At 70.0% G+C, this 25,911-nt stretch carries 18 protein-coding genes and 1 pseudogene; 5 read left to right on the plus strand and 14 right to left on the minus strand.

Annotated elements, in window-relative coordinates:
• Positions 1–153: 153 nt before the first annotated feature.
• Positions 154–2,313: a DEAD/DEAH box helicase gene (locus tag ACIBVL_RS29680; protein WP_399101692.1), complete on the minus strand. Its 2,160-nt coding sequence runs from the start codon at positions 2,311–2,313 to the stop codon at positions 154–156.
• Positions 2,314–2,779: 466 nt separating this feature from the next.
• Here ACIBVL_RS29680 and ACIBVL_RS29685 point away from each other — a divergent pair, with 466 nt between their 5' ends.
• A complete protein-coding gene (locus ACIBVL_RS29685) occupies positions 2,780–3,400 on the plus strand; it encodes a hypothetical protein (protein WP_399101694.1) in 621 nt (206 codons plus the stop codon).
• A 643-nt stretch (positions 3,401–4,043) separates the two neighbouring features.
• Here ACIBVL_RS29685 and ACIBVL_RS29690 read toward each other — a convergent pair.
• From ACIBVL_RS29690 to ACIBVL_RS29700, 3 genes are all read right to left on the minus strand, one after another.
• On the minus strand, positions 4,044–4,670 hold the full coding sequence (locus ACIBVL_RS29690; protein ID WP_399101696.1) for a hypothetical protein: 627 nt from the start codon (positions 4,668–4,670) through the stop codon (positions 4,044–4,046).
• A gap of 68 nt (positions 4,671–4,738) precedes the next feature.
• The gene (locus ACIBVL_RS29695; protein ID WP_399101698.1) at positions 4,739–5,440 is read right to left on the minus strand and encodes a ribonuclease HII; all 702 of its coding nucleotides are present in this window, start codon (positions 5,438–5,440) and stop codon (positions 4,739–4,741) included.
• A 93-nt stretch (positions 5,441–5,533) separates the two neighbouring features.
• Positions 5,534–6,157, minus strand: coding sequence for a TetR/AcrR family transcriptional regulator (locus ACIBVL_RS29700; RefSeq protein WP_399101701.1), 624 nt, complete (start codon positions 6,155–6,157; stop codon positions 5,534–5,536).
• A 187-nt stretch (positions 6,158–6,344) separates the two neighbouring features.
• Between ACIBVL_RS29700 and ACIBVL_RS29705 the strand changes: the two genes are divergently transcribed.
• Entirely contained in the window at positions 6,345–7,892 is a 1,548-nt protein-coding gene (locus tag ACIBVL_RS29705; protein ID WP_399101703.1) for an MFS transporter, read from the plus strand.
• Positions 7,893–8,248: 356 nt separating this feature from the next.
• Here ACIBVL_RS29705 and ACIBVL_RS29710 read toward each other — a convergent pair whose 3' ends face one another.
• From ACIBVL_RS29710 to ACIBVL_RS29725, 4 genes and pseudogenes are all read right to left on the minus strand, one after another.
• Positions 8,249–9,154, minus strand: a complete 906-nt coding sequence (locus tag ACIBVL_RS29710; RefSeq protein ID WP_399101706.1) for an ADP-ribosylglycohydrolase family protein — start codon at positions 9,152–9,154, stop codon at positions 8,249–8,251.
• 405 nt (positions 9,155–9,559) lie between these two features.
• Positions 9,560–9,802: pseudogene (locus ACIBVL_RS29715) on the minus strand (helix-turn-helix domain-containing protein); the annotation flags it as partial.
• A 197-nt stretch (positions 9,803–9,999) separates the two neighbouring features.
• Positions 10,000–10,659, minus strand: a complete 660-nt coding sequence (locus ACIBVL_RS29720) for a histidine phosphatase family protein (protein ID WP_399101708.1) — start codon at positions 10,657–10,659, stop codon at positions 10,000–10,002.
• Between the two features lie 131 nt (positions 10,660–10,790).
• A complete protein-coding gene (locus tag ACIBVL_RS29725) occupies positions 10,791–11,396 on the minus strand; it encodes a YdbC family protein (RefSeq protein WP_399101710.1) in 606 nt (201 codons plus the stop codon).
• 153 nt (positions 11,397–11,549) lie between these two features.
• Here ACIBVL_RS29725 and ACIBVL_RS29730 point away from each other — a divergent pair, with 153 nt between their 5' ends.
• Positions 11,550–12,083, plus strand: a complete 534-nt coding sequence (locus ACIBVL_RS29730; protein ID WP_399101712.1) for a TerD family protein — start codon at positions 11,550–11,552, stop codon at positions 12,081–12,083.
• A gap of 81 nt (positions 12,084–12,164) precedes the next feature.
• Here ACIBVL_RS29730 and ACIBVL_RS29735 read toward each other — a convergent pair whose 3' ends face one another.
• Both ACIBVL_RS29735 and nrdR read right to left on the minus strand, forming a co-directional pair.
• Positions 12,165–15,059: a vitamin B12-dependent ribonucleotide reductase gene (locus ACIBVL_RS29735; protein WP_399101714.1), complete on the minus strand. Its 2,895-nt coding sequence runs from the start codon at positions 15,057–15,059 to the stop codon at positions 12,165–12,167.
• Positions 15,060–15,223: 164 nt separating this feature from the next.
• Positions 15,224–15,793, minus strand: coding sequence for a transcriptional regulator NrdR (gene nrdR / locus ACIBVL_RS29740; RefSeq protein WP_399101716.1), 570 nt, complete (start codon positions 15,791–15,793; stop codon positions 15,224–15,226).
• A gap of 586 nt (positions 15,794–16,379) precedes the next feature.
• On the opposite strand from nrdR, the gene lexA reads away from it, so the two are divergent.
• On the plus strand, positions 16,380–17,159 hold the full coding sequence (gene lexA, locus ACIBVL_RS29745; RefSeq protein WP_059198553.1) for a transcriptional repressor LexA: 780 nt from the start codon (positions 16,380–16,382) through the stop codon (positions 17,157–17,159).
• Between the two features lie 161 nt (positions 17,160–17,320).
• On the opposite strand, the gene ACIBVL_RS29750 is transcribed toward lexA, so the two are convergent.
• The 4 genes from ACIBVL_RS29750 to ACIBVL_RS29765 form a co-directional block, all read right to left on the minus strand.
• Positions 17,321–19,297 (minus strand): ATP-dependent DNA helicase, encoded by a 1,977-nt coding sequence (locus tag ACIBVL_RS29750; protein ID WP_399101718.1) that lies wholly within the window; start codon positions 19,295–19,297, stop codon positions 17,321–17,323.
• Positions 19,298–19,565: 268 nt separating this feature from the next.
• The gene (locus ACIBVL_RS29755) at positions 19,566–20,204 is read right to left on the minus strand and encodes a GNAT family N-acetyltransferase (RefSeq protein ID WP_399101836.1); all 639 of its coding nucleotides are present in this window, start codon (positions 20,202–20,204) and stop codon (positions 19,566–19,568) included.
• A gap of 86 nt (positions 20,205–20,290) precedes the next feature.
• A complete protein-coding gene (locus ACIBVL_RS29760; protein ID WP_399101838.1) occupies positions 20,291–22,198 on the minus strand; it encodes an IucA/IucC family protein in 1,908 nt (635 codons plus the stop codon).
• Positions 22,199–22,425: 227 nt separating this feature from the next.
• Positions 22,426–24,195, minus strand: coding sequence for a diaminobutyrate--2-oxoglutarate transaminase family protein (locus ACIBVL_RS29765; RefSeq protein ID WP_399101840.1), 1,770 nt, complete (start codon positions 24,193–24,195; stop codon positions 22,426–22,428).
• Between the two features lie 423 nt (positions 24,196–24,618).
• Here ACIBVL_RS29765 and ACIBVL_RS29770 point away from each other — a divergent pair, with 423 nt between their 5' ends.
• Complete coding sequence (locus tag ACIBVL_RS29770; protein ID WP_399101720.1) at positions 24,619–25,842, plus strand: trypsin-like serine peptidase; 1,224 nt, start codon at positions 24,619–24,621, stop codon at positions 25,840–25,842.
• Positions 25,843–25,911 lie beyond the last annotated feature (69 nt).

The following is a 25,911-nucleotide window of genomic DNA, read 5'->3' on the forward strand; positions in this document are numbered from 1 at the left end:
TAAGTCCGACCAGGGACACGTCAAGCAAGGAGGGACGGATACTGACCGGACCCCGTTTGTCAGTGCCCTCCTGTTGCATGGGAGGCACGCAGCAGCGCGCCGCGGCGTCGCTGCCCAGTCCCAGTCGGTTTTCCCGCCCCGGACCGGGGCGACTCAGCCTGCCGCGGCCAGGACCAGGGGAAGTACCCGTTCGCTTCCTGCCTGGCGGAGCAGGCGGGCGGAGACTGCGAGGGTCCAGCCGGATTCGGTGTAGTCGTCCACGAGCAGGACGGGGCCGGGAGAGCGGGTGAGGGCAGTGGCGAGATCCTCGGAGACGGTGAAGGCGCCGGACAGTGCCCTGAGGCGTTGGGCGGAGTTGCTGCGCCGTGCCGCGTGCGCACCGCTCGGCCCGGTATACGTCAGGGCGCCCAGGAAGGGGAGACGGCCGATGCTCGCGATTCCCTGGGCGAGGGAATCGACGAGTTGCGGGCGGGTCAAGGACGGGACGGCTACGACTCCCACCGGCCGCGCGGAGGCGTCCGGGGTGTTCGCCGCCCAGCCGCCCGGGGAACGCGCCCAGTCGGCGAGGACCGCCACCGCGGCTCGCAGCACGTCGTCGGGAACCGGACCGTCGGGCGCGTTCTCCGCCAGCAGGGGGCGCAGCCGATTGCCCCAGCCGATGTCCGAGAGCCGCCCCAGGGCGCGCCCGGTGGAGCACTGCTCACCGGCCGGGATACGGCCCTTGAGGTTGATACCCAGTGCCGGCATCCCGGTCGGCCACATCCGGCGGGGCTCGACCTCCACGCCCGGGCGGTCCAGTTCCTTCACCGCCCCTGTCAGCGTCTCCGCCGACACGGAGGAATCGACCCAGGCGCCGACACAGTTGTCGCAACGGCCGCACGGCATCGCCCCCTCGTCGTCCAGCTGCCGCCTCAGGAACTCCATCCGGCAATGGGACGTGCTCACGTAGTCACGCATCGCCTGCTGCTCGGCCGCCCGCTGCCGAGCGACCCGGGCGTACCGGTCGGAGTCGTAGACCCACGGTTCGCCGGTGGAGATCCAGCCTCCCTTCACCCGCTTGACCGCCCCGTCGACATCGAGCACCTTCAGCATCGTCTCCAGACGGGTACGCCGAAGATCCACCACGGCCTCGAGGGCCGGCACGGACAGCGGACGTCCCGCCCCGGCGAGGGCCGAAAGGGTCTGCCGGACCTGCGTCTCGGGCGGGAAGGCGGTGTCGGCGAAGTAACGCCAGATGGCTTCGTCCTCCCGGCCCGGCAGCAGCAGCACATCCGCATGATCGACACCGCGTCCCGCACGGCCGACTTGCTGGTAGTAGGCGATCGGCGAGGACGGTGAACCGAGATGGACCACGAAGCCCAAGTCCGGCTTGTCGAAGCCCATGCCCAACGCGGAGGTCGCCACGAGCGCCTTGACCCGGTTCTCCTGCAGGTCGACCTCGGCCTGCAGTCGGTCCGCGTTCTCCGTGCGCCCTGTGTAGGGGGCCACCTTGAAGCCGCGCTGCCGCAGGAAGGCGGTGGCCTCCTCCGCTGCGGCGACGGTGAGGGTGTAGATGATCCCCGAACCCGGCAGCTCGTCCAGGTGCTCGGCGAGCCAGGCCAGGCGGTGCGCGGCGTCCGGCAGTTGGACCACCCCCAGCCTCAGGCTCTCCCTCTCCAGCGGGCCGCGCAGCACCAGAGCCTCACCGGCCCCCGTACCCAACTGCTCGGCCACATCGGCGGTCACCCGCGCGTTGGCCGTCGCCGTGGTAGCCAGCACCGGCACACCGGCCGACAGTTCGGCCAGCATCGCCCGCAGTCGGCGGTAGTCCGGGCGGAAGTCGTGGCCCCAGTCGGAGATGCAGTGCGCCTCGTCGACCACCAGCAGACCGGTCGTGGCCGCGAGTTCGGGCAGCACCTGTTCGCGAAAGTCGACAGCGTTGAGGCGTTCCGGGCTGACGAGGAGGACGTCGGTCTCGCCGCGCTCGACCTCCTCGTGGATGGTGTCCCATTCCTCCGGATTGGCCGAGTTGATCGTGCGGGCCCGGATACCCGCTCGCGCCGCCGACTCGACCTGGTTGCGCATCAGCGCCAGCAGCGGAGAGACGATCACCGTCGGGCCGGAGCCGCGGCGGCGCAGCAGAGCGGTGGCGACGAAGTACACCGCCGACTTGCCCCAGCCGGTGCGCTGCACCACCAGGGCACGCCGACGCTCCTTCACCAGAGCCGCCACCGCCTGCCACTGGTCCTCCCGCAGTCGCGCCGGACCGCCAGGGGCGCCGACGAGCTCGGCAAGGATGGCATCGGCTTCAGCGCGGAACTCCAGGTCGTCCATACCCCCATGCAACCCGATCGCACGGACACCAGGCCACCTCACTCTGTGTGACGGCTGGAGCACGAACAGCCCGCCAGTGACGTCGCCGCGCGATCCGACGGGCGAACAGGGGGCGGGGCGGCCGCGCCTGATCCACTCGCCTGGCAGCTGCACTCAGGCCCGGCCCTCCTCGTGGACGCTCCCCTCTGGTACTGCCTGTACAAGGCCGATCACAGACACGGTGCGGAGGGGGCGCGTACCGCCGACCCGCGCGTCCGCCCATGCATCACTGGGTAGGGATATATGACACACACCGCCCTATAACGGTCGGTGGCCCCAATTGCTCGTTGCCGCATCCAAGTTCGACAGGAAGAATTGAGGTCCGCTCCCCGCACGGCCCGCCCGTAGTCCGGTTGGGCTTTGCTGCGGCGTGCGCTCCCCCGAATCCGACCCGCCCGCAGTGTGGGCCGTAGCCGAAGGGAGGATCGTGACCTTCGGATTCGCTCCGTCTTCGGCAGCATCGTTGTCGTCGTCCACGTCCGCCGCTTCCGCCAGCCGCTTGCTCGAGCCCGCGGAATGGTCCGCGGCCGGCATCCCTCTGCTGCGCAACCCGCGCGAAGTGGTCAGCGGGCTGCACTCACGGCACCGGCCCGGGCCGGCCACCGCGATCGTGGCCGTGCTCGATCAGGACGAACGGGTGCGGGCCAGCGCGTCGTTCACCCGGCGCCAGGCACCGGCCGACGGCTGGATGTTCCGCAACGCGCTGCTCGCCCAACTGCGCCGGGTCATACCGCACGACCTGCGGCGGCGCACACCGGTACGGACCGCGGTGCTGCTCTACTGCCGTGAGGGCGACGCGCGTTGGACGGAGGAGGACGGGGCGTGGATGTGGGGCCTGCGTGACGCCTGCACGCTGCACGGACTGCGCTGCGGGGCATACATCACGCTGACCCGGGACGGCTGGCAGGTGCTCGGGGAGGGACGCGGGGGTCGTCGCCCGAACACGGATTCCGCCCCGGAGCCCTTCGGCCTGTCCGAGGCCCCGCCGCCGCTGCCGCGGACCGGCGGCGCCGTCTCGGAGGTTCTTCGTCGCGCGGCCGCCCGCTGAACGAGGTCGGCGGCCCCGGAGTCGGCTCGGCGAGCTCGTCGCGCCTTACGGCAGTCAGACAGCCGAGTCCAAGACCTGAACAGCGGGTGTGTGGGCCTCCAGGGATGACGCGCATCGTCGCGTTGGCACTGGACCGCCCGCGACGATACGGACATGCGCCATGGGTGGGGTAAGAGCTCCGAGCAAAAGTGGAGTCCGATCAGCTCGCGGCGTCCGGTGCGTGCGATCGCAAGGCGCCGGAAGCCCCTCGTAGCGGAACTGCTAGGGGCTTTCGGCAACGCGGCGAGCGTGCGTGCCAGACGCCGCGAGCCGGACTCCGCTTTTGTTCGGAGCTCTGCGCCGCCGGACGAGGGCGCTCGTGCTCGTGGCTGCTCACCCGCCCGTCGAGCGGGCCCGCCCCCTGGCACGGAGCAGCACCTCGCGTCCCCCGGCCGTCGGCTGCCCCGGAGCCGCGCGGGGCGGGCTGTCCGACGCCGACTCCTGGGGAACGGCGGGGCGGCCGGCGCCGGTAGGCCGGATTCCGGGCACGCTGATGCACGCATGCCGATACGTCCGTCGTCCGCGCACACGGAAACACACCGTGGAGGTGCCGCAGCCGCGACACCTCCAGGCGCCCGGGGGCTCCTGGCTTACCGGGGTCGGCTCAGACGCCCGCGCCCAGCACCGCGTTGATCTGCTGCGGGTCGCCGCAGACGATCAGCAGGGCGCCGGCCCGAGCACGGGCCAAGGGCAGGGTGGCGGCGGCACTGTCCGGACCGCCGTTGACCGCGACCACGACGACGGGGCGCAGGGCTGCCCGGTCCGCGGCGGCGGCATCGGCGTAGAAGACGTCGTCCCCGGCGTCGTGCTGCGCCCAGTAGGACGCCTCGCCGAAGGACAGTTCATGGGCGGTCCAGGGGTGCTGCTCGCCGGTGGTGACCACCAGGATGTCCCCCGGGGCGCGCCCCGAGTCCAGGAGCAGGTCCACGGCCTCCTCAGCGGCGTCCAGTGCGCCCTCGGCCGAGGCCGGGATCAACTGGAGCTGGGGAGTCGCCTGGGCGGGTGTGGGAGCGGCCGGGGCCGAGGGCCCGGGCTTGGGGGCGACGTCACGCGGGGCGTGCTGCACCGGCGGCGCGGGCCGGAGGGGGCCGGGACGACCGGGACGCGACGGAGCCGCGGGACGGGGGCCGGGTACGGGTCGAGGGGTCGGCGCTGTGCGGCCGCTGGCCGGAGTGGCGCGGGGACCCTGGGCACTCTCGTGAATCTGAGGCTCCTCGGGAATGAGAGGCATGAGCTGTTATTTATCAAACGTTGGTGCGGCTCGCGCCAGCGGGTGGCACATCAGTGCGAGCGGAATCGTCAGAAGTCGAAGCCGAGCTGACCCTCGATCTCCGGAACGCTTCCGTCCGCCCAACTGCGGGCCTTCTTGAGATGCCGCCACTGGGGCAGCGCATCAAGATACGCCCACGACAACCGGTGGTACGGGGTGGGGCCCCGCTCCTCCAGCGCGGCCCTGTGCACGGGCGACGGATACCCGGCATTGTCCGCAAAACCGAAGTCTGCATGGTCGAGACCCAGTTCGGCCATCATTTTGTCGCGCTGAACCTTGGCGATCACCGAGGCCGCCGCGACCGCCACGCACGAACGGTCTCCCTTGATCACCGTGCGGACCCTCCACGGGGCGCCGAGGTAGTCGTGCTTCCCGTCGAGTATCACGGCGTCGGGGCGGACCGGCAGCGCCTCCAGCGCCCGCCCGGCGGCGAGCCGTAGGGCGGCGGTCATCCCCCGGTCATCGATCTCCTCGGGAGAGGCGTGCCCCAGCGCGTAAGACGTCACCCACGTTCGGAGCACCTCGGCCAGCTCGGTGCGCCGCTTCAGCGTGAGCAACTTCGAGTCGGTGAGACCTACGGGTGGGCGACGCAGTCCGGTGACGGCCGCGCAGACGGTGACGGGACCGGCCCACGCACCGCGGCCCACCTCGTCGACACCGGCAATGACCTTCGCTCCGGTCGTGGCGCGGAGTGAGCGCTCGACGGTGTGGGTGGGGGGTTCGTACGGCATGGCGCCCTTAGCGTACGCCGCCGAGATCCCCTCGCGACACCCCGGCCTCGCACGACCGCCCACCGGCCGCCGGCAACCCCGCCCCGGCCGCCGTCAGGAGGCGTCCGGCCGCAGCAACGGCAGCATGAACTGGTCGATCATCTCTTCGAGATCCCGATCGTTCCATTCGCTTGCGCACATCTTGGTTCGGTACATCATCATGGCCGGAATGGCATCGAACACGTAACTGTTCGCCGCCCCGGATCGCACCTCCCCTCGCTCGATTCCACGGGCGATGACCTCATGCAGCAGTCGCACCGTCGGCTCCACGACCCCGCCCACGATCAGGGTATGGAATCGCTCCACCTGAATCGGATCGCATTCGTGAATGATCGATCGCAGTGCGAGGCCGGGGCGGGAGAACATCGCGTCGCGCGCCTCACGGCAGAGCGCCACCAGGTCCTCGCGCACACTGCCGAGGTCGGGAGCCGCGTCCAGCCGGGGCAGTCCGGCACAGAGGGCGTCCGCGACGAGGTCCTCCTTGGACGGCCAGCGGCGGTAGACGGCTGCCTTTCCGGTCTGGGCTCCGGCAGCGACGCCCTCCATCGTGAGGCCGTTCCAACCGACGGTGCCCAACTGATCCAGCGCAGCATCGAGAATCGCGCGTTCGAGTACGGCGCCGCGCCGACGAGGGGAGGCCGCCCGGGCGGGGGCGGCCGTCCAGCGCGAAGTAACCATCTGAGTGTCTCCAGCGAGCAGAGGAAGCGGGGAGTTCGGGGAGGAGCGAGGCACCGCGCGGCAACAGCGGGGGACGTGCCGACACGCAGCCCGGAAAGTGAACGCTTGCGTTCACTACAGGAGACTCACTACCGTTGTCGCGACAGTGAACGCGAGCGTTCACTAACGCAGTCGTGGGGGACCCATAGTGACAACCTCTCAGTTGATTCAAAATCAGAAGCCAGGTGCGGCCCGCCGTGAGGGGCATCCCGGCATCGCACTCACCGTGATCGCCGCCTGCCAACTCATGGTGGTACTCGACGCGACGATTGTGAACATCGCACTCCCGCACATTCAAGACGCGCTCAAGTTCAGCACCACCGACCTCACCTGGGTGGTCAGCGCCTACACACTCACCTTCGGCGGTCTGCTGCTGCTCGGCGCCCGGGCAGGTGACATCCTGGGCCGACGCCGGGCGTTCATGACCGGCATCCTGCTCTTCACCTTCGCCTCGCTGCTGGGCGGGCTGGCCCAGGAGCCCTGGCAGCTGCTGGCGGCCCGGGCCCTGCAGGGCATGGGAGGCGCCATAGCGTCGCCCACCTCCCTGGCGCTCATCACCACCACGTTTCCCGAAGGCCCGGAACGCAACCGGGCCTTCGGCGTCTTCGCCGCCGTCTCCGCGGGAGGCGGCGCCATCGGTCTGCTCGCGGGCGGCATGCTCACGGAATGGCTCGACTGGCGCTGGGTGCTGTTCGTCAACGTGCCCATCGGCGTGCTCATCGCCGCCCTCGCACCGCTCTACATCAGCGAGTCCGAACGGCACCCCGGACGCTTCGACATCGCGGGCGCCGTGACCTCGACGGCGGGCATGGCATCTCTGGTCTACGCGTTCATCCGGGCCGCCGAGGAAGGCTGGCGGGACGGCCTGACGCTCGGGGCGTTCGCCGCCGCCCTGGTCCTGCTGATCGCCTTCGTGTTCACGGAGATGCGGGCCAAGGAGCCGATCACCCCGCTGAAGATGTTCGCCGACCGCAACCGCTCCGGCACGTACGTGATCATGCTGAGCCTGGCCGCGGCGATGTTCGGCATGTTCTTCTACATCGTCCTCTTCGTACAGAACGTGCTGGACTACAGCCCCATCAAGGCCGGTCTCGCCTTCCTGCCCGTCACCGCCGCGATCGGGGTCGGCGCCGGTCTGTCGCAGCGCTTCCTGCCCGTCCTGGGACCCAAGCCCTTCATGCTCGCGGGGTCCACACTGGTGGTGGTCGGCCTGTCCTGGCAGACCCTCATCAGCCCTGACAGCTCCTACGCGGGCGGCGTGCTCGGCCCGATGCTGGTGTTCGGCTTCGGTATGGGCCTGAACTTCGTGACGGTCACGGTCACCGCGGTCTCCGGCGTCGCCCCGCACGAGGCGGGCGCCGCGTCCGGTCTGCTCAATGCCACTCAACAGGTGGGAGGTTCGCTCGGACTGGCCATCCTGACCACCGTCTTCGGCTCGGCCAGCAAGGACGAGGCGGAGAAGCAGATGCCGAAGTTCCTGACGGACGGTTCGGCCGAGCAGAAGGCCGAGTTCGCCAAGACGCACCAGCTGCCCGCCCCTTGGAGCCACGACGTCCTCGCCCAGGGCATCTCCACGGCCTTCGTGCCGGCCGCCGCGATGGCCGCCCTCGCCCTGCTCACGGCCCTGTTCGTGATCCGGGTTCGCAAGAGCGATCTGGACGCCCTCGCCGGGACGGCGGGTCCCATGGCCGGCTGAAGAGCGCGGATGGCCGGGATCCGCGCCGAGACCAACCGGCCGGCACGCCGACTCGGCCATCCGCACCCAGCCGGACGGCACCACCCGTACGGCGAGAACTGTCGGCACTGCCCGCACCGCTGCCGACAGCACGGACAAGACGAACCGCATGACGACCCCCCTGCGTCGATCTCCGTCACCCGCCCGCGCCCACGCGCCCACGCGCACATCGCACAGCGGATACCCGAACAACGCTGATCGGTTACGCAGAGTTCCCGTCGATCACGAAGAGTATCCGGTGGTCGGCACTCCACCGGGGCTCAACGCGACACTCCCGCTTCAGAAGGCAGCGAGCGCAAGGACGCCGCAGCCCCCAGTCACCTGGCCCCGGCCATCCACGCCGGCAACGCCTCCACCTGGTCCGCCCACGCGGCCGGAGGCGACCCGGCCTTCCCGGAGGCCAGGACTCCGCCCACGATGGCGCAGTTGGTGTCGACATCCCCGCCGACCTGTGCGGTCGTCCAGAACGCCTCCTCGTAGCCGCCGAGAGCGCGAGCGGCCGACCAGAGCGCGAAGGGAACGGTGTCATGGGCCGACGTACGCCGTCCGCAGCCCAGCACGGCCGCGACGGTCGCCGCGTCGCCGTAGTCGAGCATGTCGCGGGCACGCCGCAGGCCTGCGCCCACGGCGCTCTTCGGCACCAGGGCGATGACGCCGTCCAGCAGGGCGTCGGCGCTGGGCGGGCCGTCGGGTGCGCCGGCCAACGCCGCGGCCGCGGCGACGGCCATGGCCCCGACCACAGCCTCCCGGTGCTGGTGGGTGGGGTAGGCGGAGATCTCCGCCTGGTGGGTCGCCTGCTCGGGGTCGTCCGCGTACCAGGCGCCCAGCGGGGCGATCCGCATCGCGGCGCCGTTGCCCCAGGACCCCTGCCCGTTGAACAGGTTGGCCGACAGTTCGCGCCAGTCGCCGCCTTCCCTGATCAGTCTCAGCAGCCGGTTGACCGCGGGGCCGTAGCCGCGGTCGAAGTCGTGGTGCTCCGCGAAGGAGCGGGCCAGGGCGTCCTGGTCGATGCGGTGGTGGGTGGCGAGGACGGTGACGACGGAGCAGGCCATCTCCGTGTCGTCGGTCCACTGCCAGGGGCCGGGGGGCAACTCGCGGCGCTTCAGCAGCGGATAGTTCGCCGGCACGAAGAACTGTGAACCCAGCGCGTCACCCACCGCGAGGCCGCGCAGACTGGTGAGGGCGCGCTGCAGGCGCCCGTCGAAACAGGAATCGGCGGTCATCGTTCCGCCACTCTAATTCCCACCACAGGATCCATCACCACCGAAACGGATCTGCTGGTCCCGTCCGAGTCCCAGGACCGCGACGTCTTCTGAAGTGGTGCTGAATTTCCCGGGACTCTGCGTCCAGCTCGGTGCCCGAGCACTCGCCGGGACGGGAGATGATGCACCGGTTCACCGACGCCGACGGCCCCTGGGCTTACGCCGGCTCCTCGCCTATCACGAGAGCCTCCGGTGTGGGCCCTCTCCTCGCTCGACGGCTCCCCCCCCCTGCTCCCGCACCTGGCGGACTGTGGGCTCCGCCCGCCTACGCCGGCGGCACTGGAACGGGTTCGCTCCGTGCTGGCCGGGCTCGGCGTGCAGGAGTACGCGACAGTGAAGGTCAGCGACTGATCACGCTGCGACTTGTCGTCCGCCCGGGTCCAGGCAGGCCAGGCCGATCTCGTTGAACCGGTGGATCACGTCGCGGACGCTGTCCTCGTCGGCCTGCACCAGTTGCGCGATCACCGGCACCCGGTTTCCGCCGGCCGAGGCCAGACGCATCATCGCGCGCCTGTACCGCACCGAACTGGTGCTGCCCCGGCGCACGATCTGCTGCAGCTTCTGCCCCTCCTGGTCGGTCAACCTGCGCACACGGACAGGATCAGCCACCACACCCCCAACAGTCGGACGGACGTCACCGCACAGCCAACCGCCGGAACAGCCAACCCGGCGAACCTTCCCGGTCAGAGCACTAGGGCGTGGTCCGTCACGGCCGGCGGCCGATGTCGCCCCGACGAACCGCCAAGTCCCCGGGAATCCAAGGGGATCGCCGCAATACCTCAAGACCAAGGCTGTGCCTGTGCCGCCTATCCGGTGATGCCGTAGGGCTCCGGATCTCGCCAGCGGTCGAAGGGCCGGTCAAGCGTGTACTTGCCGTCGTCCCCGAGAACGAGCATGCGCATCTCGGCGTTCCCCGGATTCGACAGCGACTCGAATTCGGCGACCGTCCAGTGGAACCAACGCATGCAGAACAGGCGCATGGCGAGGCCGTGGGTCACGATGAGTACGTTCGGCGGATGGTCGGGGGCCTCGAAGCTGCGGAACAGGCTCTCCAGGAAGCCGCCGACCCGGTCGTACACATCGGCTCCGCTCTCGCCCTGCGCGAAGCGGTAGAAGAAGTGGCCGTAGGCGTCCCGGTAGGCCTTCTGCAGCCGTACGTCGTCACGGTCCTGCCAGTTCCCCCAGTCCTGCTCGCGCAGTCGCGGCTCCTCACGCACCCGGATGACGTCGGGTTCGAGGTGGAAGGCCCGGAGGGTCTCGTGGGTGCGCCGATAGGGGCTGACGTACACGCTGACCCGCTCCCGGCCGAACACCTCCCGCAGCCGCTTCCCGGTCTCCTCGGCCTGCCGCCGGCCCCGCTCGGTGAGGGCCAGTGCATGATCGGGTTCACGTTCGTAGACGGTGTCATCAACATTGCCCGTTGACTCCCCGTGCCGGACAAGGACGATGCGCCGTGGTCGTGCCATGCCAAAACCCTAGATCGGTTTGCGGCAGATCGAATACTCGTACGGCGCCCATACGGCGTAGGTCACACGGATTCCGCACCGGAAGGCACCCGCCGGCACACGATCAACAGGCCGGGGCCGCGGGGCTCAAGTCAAACCGTCCAGGTCGTCTCGAGTTCCACGATGTCCCCGGTGAGGGCGGAGATGTCCGCCTCCGTCTGGGCGCGCAGCGCGAGCCGCTCCACGCGTTCCGTGCGGTATTTTCCGTGCTCGGCCTCGGAACGCCACATCGACAGGACCAGGAACTCGTGACCTGGTGCCTCGGCGAACAGTCCGCGGATCATACCGGGCGAGCCGGCCATGGCGGGGTTCCACACCTTCTCCTGCATCAGCGTGAAGTGCTCCGCGCGCTCCTCGTGGACCCGGCACAGGGCCACCCGCAGTAGGTCGGCGTCGGTGAAACGGGGCTCGAAACCGGTTTTCACGTCGAAGCGGTAGTCGAACAGGCGCACCTGGGCGTCCTTGAACGTGCCCGACTGGGCCGCGGCGAGCCGGTCGTGGGAACGCGCCATGAAGGAGTCGTAGAAGGCACGGCTCTCCCAGAAGGCGAAGACATGCGCGACGGAGGGCCGTCCCCTGCTCCAGCCCCCGCCCTGTCCCCGGAATCCCGGCTCCCCCAGAAGCCCCGCCCACTTTCGCTGCCCCCGCTCGAAACCGCGGCGGTCCACCACGGTGCAGCGAATCCACTTGACCAGCACCGCGCCATCGTAAGGCCACCGGGCGTGGCGCCGGTCACTCTCTGGCGCAGACCAGTCATGCCGACGGCCACGCGCGCGTGGCAGGATGGACAACCGACCCTGGTGTTCGGGCAGTTCGGGGCGAGGACAGATGGTGAACGGGGAGGGAAGTCCGTGAGCGGCATCAACAAGGGGATCCGCAAGATCGAGATGGCGCTGAAGTGGGACCCGAGTCCGGCGGGGCAGCCGCCCACCGATCTGGACATCGTGGCCGCGACCTACCTCGCGAGCGATCCGCACGGGGCGCCCGCCTATGTGGTGCACTTCGACAGCCGCTCGCCCGACGGCACGATTTATCTCAACCGGGACAGCAAGGACGGCAAGGGCTTCGGCTGGGACGAGGTCATGACGCTCGAGCTCGACCGGCTGGACGCGCGGTACGCGCGCGTGGTCGTCGGTGTCGTCATCCAGCAGCAACCCGCGCACCGGACCTTCGTCAGCGTCCTCAACCCCGCCTTCCGGATACGGGAGGGCTACACCGTCCTGGAGGAGGACGACTTCGGCGGTGTGCTCGGGGCGACGGCTGCGAAGATCGCGGAGTTCGTGCGCGAGACGTCCGACGGGTGGTCCTTCCACTCGGGTGTCGAGGGGTTCGAGGACGACCCGGTGGCGTTCACCGGTGTGATGGGCCGACTGCGCGCGTCCTGAGAAACGCCGAGGGCGGTGAAGCCGGAGACCGGCTCCACCGCCCCATGTCGGATCAATCCGACCTGGCAGGCGCGGCTGGGATCAGCTGCAGCCGCTGGTCGAGCCGCAGCCCTCGCAGATGTAGCAGGAACCGGCCCGCTGCATCTTCGTACCGCAGGAGAAGCACAGCGGGGCGTCGGCCTGGATGCCCAGCTGCATCTCCACCAGCTCGGCGCTGGTGTGGGCCTGCTGCGGGGCGGGCTTGGCCACCTCGACGCCGGTCTTCGGGGCGGCGACGGCCTTGAGGTCCGTCGGTCGCGGGGCCGACTGTGCCAGGCCCTCGACGTCGACGTCCTCCTCGGTCGGCTCGTACGAACCGGTCTCCAGGTGGCGCTGGCGCTCCTCGGCAGAGTGGATGCCGAGCGCGGAGCGGGTCTCGAAGGGCAGGAAGTCGAGGGCCAGGCGGCGGAAGATGTAGTCGACGATCGACTGCGCCATCCGCACGTCCGGGTCGTCCGTCATGCCGGCCGGCTCGAAGCGCATGTTGGTGAACTTCGAGACGTACGTCTCCAGCGGAACGCCGTACTGGAGGCCGACGGAGACCGCGATCGAGAACGCGTCCATCATGCCCGCGAGGGTCGAACCCTGCTTCGACATCTTCAGGAAGACCTCGCCGAGACCGTCGTCCGGGTAGGAGTTGGCGGTCATGTAGCCCTCGGCGCCACCGACCGTGAACGAGGTCGTGATGCCGGGACGGCCCTTGGGGAGACGCTTGCGGACCGGACGGTACTCGACGACCTTCTCGACCGCGGTACGGATCGTGTCCTCGGCCTTCTCGGTGATCTCGGCCTTCTCCTTCTCCTTGGTCTTGGCGGAGAGGGGCTGGCCGACCTTGCAGTTGTCGCGGTAGATCGCGAGCGCCTTGACGCCGAGCTTCCAGGCCTCGAAGTAGATCTCCTCGACCTCCTCGACGGTCGCCGTCTCCGGCATGTTGACCGTCTTGGAGATGGCGCCGGAGATCCAGGGCTGGATCGCCGCCATCATGCGGACGTGGCCCATCGGGGAGATGGCGCGCTCGCCCATGGCGCAGTCGAACACCTCGTAGTGCTCGTGCTTGAGGCCGGGGGCGTCGATCACGTTGCCGTTGTCGGCGATGTGGGCGACGATCGCCTCGATCTGCTCCTCCTGGTAGCCCAGGCGGCGCAGGGCCTGCGGGACGGTGCCGTTGACGATCTGCATCGAACCGCCGCCGACCAGCTTCTTGAACTTGACCAGGGCGAGGTCGGGCTCGACACCGGTGGTGTCGCAGGACATCGCGAGGCCGATGGTGCCGGTCGGGGCGAGCACGGACGCCTGCGCGTTACGGAAACCGTTCTTCTCGCCGAGGCGCAGCACGTCCTGCCAGGCCTCGGTGGCGGCGGCCCAGACGGGAGTGTCCAGGTCGTCCATGCGGACGGCCGTGCCGTTGGCGTCGGCGTGCTGCTTCATGACGCGGTTGTGGGCGTCGGCGTTGCGGGCGTAGCCGTCGTACGGGCCGACGACCGAGGCCAGCTCGGCGGAGCGGCGGTAGGCCGTGCCGGTCATCAGGGAGGTGATGGCGCCGGCCAGGGCGCGGCCACCGTCTGAGTCGTACGCGTGGCCGGTGGCCATCAGCAGGGCGCCGAGGTTGGCGTAGCCGATGCCGAGCTGACGGAACGCGCGCGTGTTCTCACCGATCTTCTGGGTCGGGAAGTCGGCGAAGCAGATGGAGATGTCCATCGCGGTGATGACGAGCTCGACGACCTTCTGGAAGCGGTCTGCCTCGAAGGACTGGTTGCCCTTGCTGTCGTCCTTGAGGAACTTCATCAGGTTCAGCGAGGCGAGGTTGCAGGACGTGTTGTCCAGGTGCATGTACTCGCTGCACGGGTTCGACGCGGTGATCCGGCCCGACTCGGGGCAGGTGTGCCAGTTGTTGATGACACCGTCGTACTGGATGCCGGGGTCGGCGCAGGCCCAGGCGGCCTCGGCGATCTTGCGGAAGAGGTCCTTGGCGTCGACCTCCTCGATCACCTCGCCGGTCATGCGGGCGCGCAGGCCGAACTTGCCGCCCTGCTCGACGGCCTGCATGAACTCGTCGTTCACACGGACCGAGTTGTTGGCGTTCTGGTACTGGACGGATGTGATGTCGTCACCGCCCAGGTCCATGTCGAAGCCCGCGTCGCGCAGGACACGGATCTTCTCCTCTTCCTTGACCTTGGTCTCGATGAAGTCCTCGATGTCGGGGTGGTCCACGTCGAGGACGACCATCTTGGCGGCACGGCGGGTGGCGCCACCGGACTTGATGGTGCCGGCGGAGGCGTCGGCGCCACGCATGAAGGAGACCGGGCCGGAGGCGTTGCCGCCGGAGGACAGCAGTTCCTTGGAGGAACGGATGCGGGAGAGGTTCAGGCCGGCGCCGGAGCCGCCCTTGAAGATCATGCCCTCTTCCTTGTACCAGTCGAGGATCGACTCCATGGAGTCGTCGACGGCCAGGATGAAGCAGGCGGAGACCTGCTGGGGCTGCGGGGTGCCGACGTTGAACCAGACAGGGCTGTTGAAGCTGAAGATCTGGTGCAGCAGTGCGTAGGCCAGCTCGTGCTCGAAGATCTCGGCGTCGGCGGGCGAGGCGAAGTACTTGTGGTCCTCGCCGGCCTTCCGATAGGTCCTCACGATGCGGTCGATCAGCTGCTTGAGGCTGACCTCGCGCTGGGGGGTGCCGACGGCACCGCGGAAGTACTTGCTGGTGACGATGTTGACCGCGTTCACCGACCAGAAGTCGGGGAACTCGACGCCACGCTGCTCGAAGTTGACCGAGCCGTCGCGCCAGTTGGTCATGACGACGTCACGGCGCTCCCAGACCACCTCGTCGTACGGGTGTACGCCAGGGGTCGTGTGGATGCGCTCGATACGCAGGCCCTTGGTGATCCTGGCGCCCTTCGCTCGGGAACCTCGTGCCGGACCGCTCGCCGTCTCTGTCATGCCGCCTCCCTGTACAGGCAAAAACGCCCTGAAATGCCACGATGTTCCCGTGGCACGGTGTTGTGTCTGGTGCTGCGGACACCAATCTCCTGGCCCGCAACAAGTCTTGGTCCGCCGCCCACCTGACCGGATCCGGGGTCTCCGCCCGGTTCCGGTCCGCCGGCTCAGTCGGCGGCGTGGGCGGGCTGGGGAACCTGCGCGGTCCCGCCGCGCCCGCCGTCGTTCTCCCGGCCCCCCGCGACGGCGCCCGGGCCGTCTTCGCGGTCGTCGTCGTCCGCGGCGGGGGGTCCCTTCTGGTCCCTGAGTTCCGCGATCGCGGCCTCGAAGTCCTCGAGCGAATCGAACGCCCGGTAGACGGAGGCGAATCGCAGATAGGCGACGAGGTCGAGTTCCTGCAACGGGCCGAGTATGGCCAGCCCCACGTCATGGGTGGTCAGCTCGGCGCTTCCGGTGGCCCGTACCGCCTCCTCGACCCGTTGGCCGAGCTGGGCGAGAGCGTCCTCGGTGACAGGCCGACCCTGACAGGCCTTGCGCACGCCGTTGATGACCTTGGTGCGGCTGAACGGCTCGGTCACTCCGGACCGCTTCACCACCATGAGCGAGCACGTCTCCACGGTGGTGAAACGACGGGAGCAGTCAGGGCACTGACGGCGCCTGCGGATCGACGTGCCGTCGTCCGTCGTACGGCTGTCGACGACACGGCTGTCGGGGTGCCTGCAGAAGGGGCAGTGCATGGAACTCCCAACCCTCCTCACAGCAGACTCAATAGCCTCGCAGGCCTCATGGGCCCCTCGAAGCAGCCCCAAGCATAGGCGATCCATGAGCATCCGAAGACCCGGGGGACCACAACTTCTGGGCTGCTGATGACATCCAAGCACTAGATATAGGGCTTGGCTCATACACCCAGGCCATATCGCGTGTCGCAGTCGGACCTCTCACCCCATGCGATTCCGCGGTCACTTTCAGCGCTCGAAAACGCCCGCCCGCGCGCGTGTACAACCGTTTCGACAGGGCACTTACGGCGATATCGTGGGCGCCACAGGGAGGACCGGTGGGACTCTCGCACGGAATGGGCCCAGCACCCGGTTGGCCGGAAGCCGGATGGCAGACTGGAGCGGCACCCCGCAAGGGGCGGCGATCCCGGCGGTGAAGAGTACAACAACGAACCCTCGGGTCCGCCGGAAAGCGCGTCAGCCATACACCCAGAGACGTGGTCAAGTCAGGCGATCCACGCTTTTTCACTCGAACGTGTGTTTGGCGCAACCTTTCGAAAGCAACTACCGTTGTGCAGCAGGGAGACAATCGAGAGGGGCCGACGACGTGACCACCACCGCAGACAGTGCCACCATCACCGCCCAGGACCGCTCCCAGGGCCGACTCGAGCCGGTGCATGCGATGAACGAAGCCGTGAATCCCGAGGGGCACAAGCGCTCCCTGCCGGGTCGACCTCCAGGCATCCGGGCGGACAGCTCGGGGCTCACCGACCGGCAGCGGCGGGTGATCGAGGTCATCCGGGACTCCGTGCAGCGGCGAGGCTACCCGCCGTCGATGCGGGAGATCGGCCAGGCGGTCGGTCTGTCCAGCACTTCCTCGGTGGCGCATCAGTTGATGGCACTGGAGCGGAAGGGCTTCCTGCGCCGCGACCCGCACCGCCCGCGCGCGTACGAGGTAAGGGGCTCCGACCAGGCCGCCTCCGTTCAGCCCACGGACACCGCCGGCAAGCCCGCCGCCTCATACGTCCCCCTGGTGGGTCGTATCGCCGCCGGTGGGCCGATCCTCGCCGAGGAGTCCGTCGAGGACGTCTTTCCGCTGCCGAGGCAGCTTGTCGGCGACGGCGAGCTGTTCGTACTGAAGGTCGTCGGTGACTCGATGATCGAGGCCGCGATCTGCGACGGCGACTGGGTCACCGTCCGCCGCCAGCCCGTCGCCGAGAACGGCGACATCGTGGCCGCCATGCTCGACGGCGAGGCCACCGTGAAGCGCTTCAAGCGCGAGGACGGCCATGTGTGGCTCCTTCCGCACAACGCGGCGTACGAGCCGATCCCCGGTGACGACGCGACCATCCTCGGCAAGGTGGTGGCCGTACTGCGCCGCGTCTGAGCAGGGCGGGCGGGCTCACCTCCTCCGCCCCCTGACTGGGCCCCGGGATCCCTGCGCCGGTTCCGGGGCCCTGTGCTGCGCCCACGCCCTTCAGCGTCCGGGCGCCTCCTGCCCGCACCGGCCTCGTGGCCCGTCCCTGCCGCGGGACGGGCCACCCGCGCTCACTCGGCCTCGGCCTGCTGGGCCGCCACGTCGATCGCCGCGAGCGACTTGCGGACCTGATTGCGGTCCGTGGTGTACCAGAAGTCCGGCAGGGACGCCTTGAGGTAGCTCCCGTAGCGGGCCGTCGCCAGCCGCTGGTCCAGCACGGCTACCACGCCCCGGTCACCCGAGGCGCGGACCAGGCGGCCCGCGCCCTGTGCCATGAGCAGGGCCGCGTGGGTAGCGGCGACGGCCATGAAGCCATTGCCACCGGCGTCCTCCACCGCCTTCTGCCGGGCGCTCATCAGCGGGTCGTCCGGACGTGGGAACGGGATCTTGTCCATGACCACGAGCTGACAGCTGGGACCGGGCACGTCCACACCCTGCCAGAGCGACAGCGTCCCGAAGAGGCATGCCTTCGGGTCCGCCGCGAAGTTCTTGATCAGTTCACCGAGGGTCTCCTCGCCCTGGAGGAGGATCGGGAACTCGGGGATCCGCGTGCGCAGTTCCTCGGCGGCGAGCTGGGCGCCGCGCATCGAGGAGAAGAGGCCGAGGGTGCGTCCGCCGGCCGCCTGGATCAGTTCGGTGAGCTCGTCCAGCATGTCCGCGCGGTCGCCGTCCCGCGCGGGGCGCGACAGGTGCTTGGCGACGTACAGGATGCCCTGCTTGCGGTAGTCGAAGGGGGAGCCGACGTCGATCCCCTTCCACTGGGGGAGATCCTCGCCCTCCGTGCCCTCGGGAGCGAGTCCCAGGGAGGCGCCCACGCCGTTGAAGTCGCCGCCGAGCTTCAGCGTCGCCGAGGCCAGGGTGACGGAACGGTCGGCGAAGAGCTTCTCCCGCAGCAGGCCCGACACGGACATGGGGGCGACACGCAGGGAGGCACCGAAGCGGTCGTGTCGTTCGTACCAGACGACGTCGTACTCGGAGCCGTTCACGATCCGCTCCGCGACGTCGTGCACGCTCTCGACGGACGCGAGCGCCTGCTTGCGGACCGCGTCCTCGTCCTGGACGGACTTGTCGCGGGTCGCTCCGATCGCGGAGATCACCGTGCGTGCGGCGTCGCGCAGGGCCATGAGGGCGTAGCCGAGATCCTCCGGGATCTCCTCCAAGCGGCCCGGCAGCGCCAGTTCCATCAGCCGCTCGAAGCCCTCGGCGGCGGTCTGGAGCTGGTCGGCGGCCTTCTCATTGACCAGCTTGGCCGCGCGGCGCACCGCGCGGTTGACCTGGCCCGGGGTGAGCTCGCCCGTGGCGACACCGGTGACCCGTCCGACCAGTTCGTGCGCCTCGTCGACGATCAGCACCTCATGCTGCGGGAGGACGGGGGCGCCCTCGATGGCGTCGATGGCCAGCAGCGCGTGATTGGTGACGACGACATCGGACAGCTTGGCGCGCTCGCGGGCCATCTCGGCGAAGCACTCGGCCCCGTACGCGCACTTGCTGGCCCCCAGGCACTCCCGGGAGGAGACCGAGACCTGGCCCCAGGCCCGGTCGGACACGCCGGGCGTGAGGTCGTCGCGGTCACCGGACTCGGTCTCGTCGGCCCAGTCACGCAGTCGCAGCAGGTCCTGGCCGAGTTTGCTGGTGGGGGCGGCCGCCTCGAACTGGTCGAAGAGGCCCTCCTCCTCGTCCTGCGGGACGCCTTCGTGGAGACGGTGCAGGCACAGGTAGTTCGACCGGCCCTTAAGCATCGCGAACTCGGGGCGGCGGCGCAGCAACGGATGCAGCGCCTCGACCGTGCGCGGCAGGTCCCGCTCCACGAGCTGGCGCTGCAGCGCCAGGGTGGCCGTCGCGACCACGACTCGCTCCCCGTGAGCGAGCGCGGGCACCAGGTAACCGAGCGACTTACCGGTTCCGGTGCCGGCCTGGACCAGGAGGTGGGAGCCGTCGTCGATGGCCTCCGCGACGGCTTCGGCCATGGTCACCTGGCCGGGGCGCTCCGTACCGCCGACGGCGGCGACGGCAGCGTGGAGGAGTTCGGGAAGAGAGGGCTTCGTCATAGCGCGACCACCCTACGGCTCGGGACTGACAAACGGGTGATGGAGCAGGTGGTCGACGAGGGCAGCGGTGACGGAGTCAATTGCGGGGCTTCTCGGAATCGGGGCCGGCGGAGGGCCCGGTGGGACAACGACCGAAGGCTGGCAGGGTGAGGAGGTGTGGTGAGCGGGTGTCGTGGTGCGGCCGGAGAAATTTTCGAGGATTCGGGGACGGGCGGGAACCACTTCGGAATCCAGGGCGTTCCATCTGTGACGGCCCGACTGCGGAGCGTCACAGGAGACCGTGCGGGTTTCGGTCTCTGACCATGAGGGCGGCCCGCTTGGCGGGCAGGTCGACCTCGGCGGACAAACGGAAACCTGCGCTGAGGAAAGCGGCGATGGAGGCGGTGTTGCGAAGGTCGGGTTCAGCGATGACGCGCGGGCACGCGGGTCTCCTGTCGAGTACGAGGTCGGCCACGGCTCTCAGTAACAGGCCGCCCAGACCCCGCCCGCGGGCGGCGGGATCGCCGATGAGGACATGGATGCCGGTGTCGTGAGGTCGGGCCGGGTAGTGGCGGGCCAGGGGGTCGAGATCCGCCCGGTAGATCTCCCAGTAACTCATCGGCGTGCCGTCCAGCACACCGAGACAGGGAACGCTGTGGACGTCGTCGGCGAGTTGCCTGCGCAGATGCCGCTCCGTCACGGTCCGGGGACCCGCCAGTTCCCAGAACGCGGCGACCGCCGGCTCGTTCATCCAGCGGCCGATGCGGGGCAGGTCCCGCTCGATACGGACGGGGATGAGGTGGAAGAGACCCGCGGGTGTGACGGTGGGGCCCCATGCGCCGACGGGGTCGAGCGGTGAGCTCAGCGGCGCCTCGTCCCGGCCGAGAACGGTGGTCGTGGCTGGACCGGCGGCGGTGTGGGTGTCGATGGGGGACACGGCGAGGCTCCTCTCGGCAGGCGGAACGGGGCGGGTTCGTCAAGGACGTGGGAAGGGGAGTCGGGAATGCGGACGGTTCACGAGTGCAGGGGGTTGGCGATGGTGACATACACGGACTGGGTGTCCACGGGGCCGACGAGTTCGTCGAGGCCGTGCAGCCGGGTCAGCAGGTTGGCCTTGCAGCGCAGCAGGGGGGAGTCGAGCAGACGGGCGGGCAGCGAGCTGCGCAACCGGTCGGGGCCGGAGGCCGCGGCGGCGAGAAAGCCTCGGAAGGCGGCGAGCAACAGGTGTTCGTCGACGAGACGCTGCGAGCCGAAAGCCCCGATGAGTCCGAACACGTTGTTGATACCCAGGTAGTAGGCCAGGCGCTCGTCGGTGACCGCGTCGGAGACGAACGTGTCGCTGTGCTCTCCGATACCGGGCAGCCGGGCTTCGAGTTCCGTGCGACGGGAGTCGCGGAAGTAGTAGCCCTGGTTGTCGCGGTAGCGGCCGCCCACGGGCCAGCCGTCGTGGTCCAGGAGGAGAAGCGTGTTCTGCTGGTGTGCCTCCAGAGCGATGCCGGCTTCTCCGTCGAGCCACAGCACCGGACGCACGACCTGCTCCAGGTAGCGCAGGAACCACTCGGCGGCGACTGCCCCGCGCGAACGTCCTGTCCGTCCGGCGAGCCGCCTGACGACCTCGGCCAGCCGGGAGCTCTGGGCGGTGACGGTCGTGTCCGGCGCGCGCCCGGCTGCCTCGGCCGACGGAACGTCAGGGGCGGCGACAGCTCGGGCGTACGGCCGGGGTGCGACGAGGCCTGCGACGCAGGAGACGTCGTCCGTCGGGGTGAAGGGGTTGTGACGGATGACGACGTCCAGTCCCGGTACTGGACGGCCGTCAGCCCCGTCGACGGCGAGCCAGGCGGGGTCACGGACGATGTCGAAGCCCGGGTGAGCCGTCTGCCACTGCTTGGACAGGCCGGTCCGCAGCAGACGGTGCACCTCGACGCCGCGGTGGAGTTCCTTGCGGAGGTTCTCGCGGCGGGAGTTGGTGATGCGCAGGCCCAACGACAGTTTGAGCATCGCCGGGCTGCCGGAGCGGTGGACGGTGCGTACGGAGGAGGTGGGGTGCCACGGGGAGCCGTGCGCACCGAGTTCCCGGAGCAGTCCGGCGTCGAGCAGGGCGGCGACCTCGGGGCGGTGCCGGGCCTCGCGCAGCTGCCAGGGGTGCAGCGGCAGGGCGGTGTAGTCGTCGGGCAACGGCAGTCCGGCGCCGGCGAGGCGGGCCGTCAGTCGGTCGGCTGTGACCGGACGGCCGCTTTTCGTCCAGGCGGAGTCGGAGGCGAGCAGGGAGGGAGCGACAGCCAGCCAGTGCAGAGGGAAGGAACCGCGCGATTCGGGTGAGTACAGACGTGCTTCGGCGTCCGAGAGGCCTTCCCGGCTCTTCGGGGTCGGGTGCAGGGGATGGCCGAGGACGAGTGCCTGTTCGGCCGAGAGGAAGAGGTCGTGGCCGTCGGCGGGGCGTTCCCGGCGCTCGCAGATGAAGTCCGCGGTACGGCGGACTGAGTCGGCGACGCGGGCCACCAGGTCGATGCCCTCTCCGGCCGGGCCGTGGGCCCCGGGTGTCTCGCGGGCCAGCAGGGCGGCGACCGTGACCGCGTCCAGGGGCGGGGACTGCTCGGGGGCCCCGGCCAGGCTGGGGAGACCGAACCGGTGCCAGCCGGTCGGGGACCAGTAGAGGACGGGGGTGAGCAGGGCGGTGCCGCTGGCGGGCAGCGGCAGTCGGAGGGTGCCGTCTCCGGGGGCGGGCAGTCCCGCCTCGCGTACCCAGCAGCGCAGCAGGTTCTCCACGGTCGCCGCCTGGGCCGCCGTGCGCGGGTCGGGATGGTCCAGCAGGTCTGCGGGGGCATGGTGCGGCGGTGCGGCGATCGCGGTGTGGCGCTGTTGATGGGGGACGGAAGCGGTTGGTGTGCGGCGGGTTGTCGGTGTGAAGCGGGTCGACTGGATGGAGGAGGTGGACGCTTGTGTGGGGGAAACGGCGAAGGCGAGATCCGGAGAACCGGTGGGCTGTGGGGAGCTGTTCAAGATCGTTCCTTGAGAGGTGGGGCCGATGCGGTCGCCGACGCGACCGGCCGGTGCGGCGGTGGGGGCGCGAGAGTGTGCAGGGAGCGGGCGGTGTCGGCTCGGGCGGTCGCGGGACGCCGTTGGCCGAGCGGCTCGGTCGGCCGGGCGCGTCATCCCGCCCGTTCGGCGTGGTGCCGCCGCTCACGGGCGTGTCCAGGTGGCGGGTTCGGCCGGTCGTCGTCGCCGTCATGGCCCGTGCGGTCGGCGTGGCGGGCCGCCGCCTCGATCGCGTCGGCCAGTCGGTCGAGAACCGCGGCCGCCTGTTCGTCGGTGATCGTCAGAGGCGGAAGCAGTCGGACGACGCTCGCGTGGCGGCCTCCGAGTTCCACGATCAGGCCTCGGCGCAGGCACTCCCGCTGTACGGCGAGCGCCAGTTCGGGGGCGGCGGGGTGGGGCCCCCGAGCCGGGGCAGAGGACTCGGCCGGGCGGGGCAGGCCGTCGGCACCGTCAGGGACACGGAGGCCCTCGCGCACCACACGGCGGCCGGCGCCCCACGCATCACGGCCCCCGCCCAACGCCCCAAGGCCGTCATCCGAGACACCACGGCTGTCACTCGGCCCACTGCGGCGGTCGCCGAGCGCACCGAGGCCGTCGGCCGGACCACCGATCCAGTGGTCCACGCGGTGCGAGCCCAACCCTTCACCCGTCCCGCTGCCCATCGCCGTCTCCGCCCCCGTCCCTGTCCCTGTCCCTGTCCTGGCCCGCATCCCTCTCCCCGTTCCCGACCGCATCCCGGCCCCCGTCCCCGTCACGTCATGTCCGCACCCACTCCCCCGGTCCGGGCCATCCGCGCGCTCCCCCTCCGGATCGACCAGCTCGAGCCCGATCATCAGCCCGCGCCCGCGCACATCACCCATGCAGGGGAAGTGCTCGGCGAGGCCTCGGAGTTGGCCCAGCATGTGGGCTCCCAGGGTGGCCGCGCGTTCGGCGAGGCGGTTCTCGCGGACGTGGGCGAGGGTGGCCGTGCCGGCGGCCATGGCGAGCTGGTTGCCGCGGAAGGTGCCCGCGTGGGCGCCGGGTTCCCAGACGTCGAGGTCGTCGCGGTAGACGATGACGGCCAGGGGCAGGCTGCCGCCGATGGCCTTGGACAGGACCATCACATCGGGGGTGACCCCGCTGTGCTCCACCGCCCAGAAGGCACCGGTGCGGCCGACGCCCGTCTGGACCTCGTCGGCGATGAGGGGGATGGAGCGGTCGGCGGTGATCCGACGCATGCGGCGCATCCAGACGTCCGGCGCGGGGATCACCCCGCCCTCGCCCTGGACGGGTTCGAGGATCATCCCGGCGGGCCGCCGGACACCGGACTTGGGGTCGTCGAGGACGGATTCGGTCCAGCGGGCGGCGAGTTCGGCACCGCGCTCACCGCCGATGCCGAACGGACAGCGGTAGTCCTGCGGATAGGGCAGTCGAGCGACCCGGACGTCGAAGGCGCCGCCGGAGGCTTCGAGGGATCCGGTGGTCATGCCGTGGTAGGCGCCGGTGAAGGCCAGGACGCCGGTGCGGCCGGTGGCGGCGCGGACCAGCTTGAGCGCGGCCTCCACGGCGTCCGTCCCGGCGGGCCCGCAGAACTGCACGCGCGCGCGGTCGGCGAGCCCGGGCGGCAGCGTGCGGAACAGTTCGGTGGTGAAGGCGTCCTTGACGGGGGTGGCGAGGTCGAGGACGTGCAGGGGCGCACCCGAGTCGAGGACCTTGCGGATGGCCTCCAGGACGACGGGATGGTTGTGGCCGAGTGCCAGGGTGCCGGCGCCGGAGAGACAGTCGAGATAGCGGCGGCCGTCGGCGCCCTCGATGGTCAGCCCCCGGGCCCGTACCGGCACGATGGGCAGGGCACGCGCATAGGTGCGTGCCGCCGACTCACGTGCCGACTGGCGCCGCAGGATCCCCTCGTGGGCGGGCCGCGCGCCGACCGCCCTCCCGACGGTGGCGGTCCCGGCAGAGGGAGCTCCGCCAGGCGTCCCGGTGGGGGAAGTCCCGGCGGGTGGCCCCGAGGGGGCCTCCTCGGGCACTGGCTCGGTCACGGCCACGGCTCCCTGTCCTCCCGCAGTTCAGAGGGCCGGGCGCGGGCAGCAGACCCCCCACCACTACCAACCCCGGACGGCTCTCCTGGTTACGGGTCGCCTCAAGATCCTTGCCTCGACGGAACCGGGGCCCTCCCGTCCGGAGTCCCCCACAGCGAACGCATATCGTGTGGGGGCATCGCAGGGCCGTGAGAGCCGCTTGAACTCGGCGTGAGATCACGCTGAGTTCCGCCGCGCGGAAACGGCCGCAGCTACAAGTTCGTTGACAGCAGGGGGAGTCACATCATGCGATCGATACGGCCGTCGTCCACCGCTCTCCGAGGGAGGAACGCGCGCCGCAGAACCTCCCCCGTGTTCGGAGCCGTCGCGCTCGCCTCGGTGCTCGCGCTCACCGCGACCGCCTGTGAGTCGGGTGACACCAACGCGAGCAGCCAGACCAGCGCGTCGGCCACGGCCGGCGGCGACGGAAAGATAACGATCCCGGACGACATCAAGGACCGGCTCAAGGAGCACGGGATCGATCTCGACAAGTGGAAGAACGGCGCCTGGAAGAACTGGGACAAGGACGACTGGCTGCGTGAGGCGCAGGACTACGTCAACCCGATCATCAAGGGTCTGTGGGACCCGGACCGGATGCGGGAGGCCGACGACCCCGACCGGGGCGTCGACGACAACGACCTCTCCGGCGACCAGGGCGTGACCGACCCGACGCCCGAGCCCGTGGACGCGAAGGCGGTACCGACGACGTACCACGCCAACGCCCCCGAGGCGGGCAAGGTGTTCTTCGACTCCCCCGAGGGCACGATGGTCTGCTCGGCGACGGTCGTGGAGGACCCGGCCCACCCCGGCAAGTCCAACCTGGTGTGGACGGCGGGCCACTGTGTGCACGCGGGCAAGGGCGGCGGCTGGTACCGCAACATCGCGTTCGTGCCGTCGTACAACGACCAGGGCATGTCGGACCAGCAGTTGCAGACGGCCACCCGGGAGCAGGTCGCTCCGTACGGCGTCTGGTGGGCCGACTGGTCGAAGACCTCGGACCAGTGGATCGCGCAGGGCGGCCAGACGGGCGGTGACGGGGCGCCGTACGACTTCGCCGTGATGCATGTGACGCCGGAGGAGGGCGGTTCCGGCAAGTCGCTGGAGGAAACGGTCGGTTCGGCGCTTCCGGTGGACTTCAACGCTCCGGCGGTTCCGAAGGTGAGCAGCATCACCGCGACGGGCTATCCGGCGGCGGCGCCGTTCGACGGGGCGGAGCTCTATCAGTGCCAGGACAAGCCGGGGCGGCTGTCGTTCAGCGAGTCGGCCCCGACGATGTACCGCATCGGCTGCACGATGACCGGTGGTTCGTCCGGCGGTGGCTGGGTGGCGGCGGGGTCGGACGGCAAGCCGGCGCTGGTGTCCAACACCTCGGTGGGACCGGTGCGTTCGGGCTGGCTCGCGGGGCCGCGACTGGGTGAGGTGGCCAAGGGTGTGTACGACTCGGTGAGCGACAAGTTCGCCGGTCGGTAGCGTCGGCGGCGGTGTGTTGCACGGGGAACCTTCACCGTCCCACCGCCGTTCGTCCCGGAATCGCCTGGC

The sequence above is a fragment of the Streptomyces sp. NPDC049687 genome, from assembly GCF_044465285.1.
GTDB lineage: Bacteria > Actinomycetota > Actinomycetes > Streptomycetales > Streptomycetaceae > Streptomyces.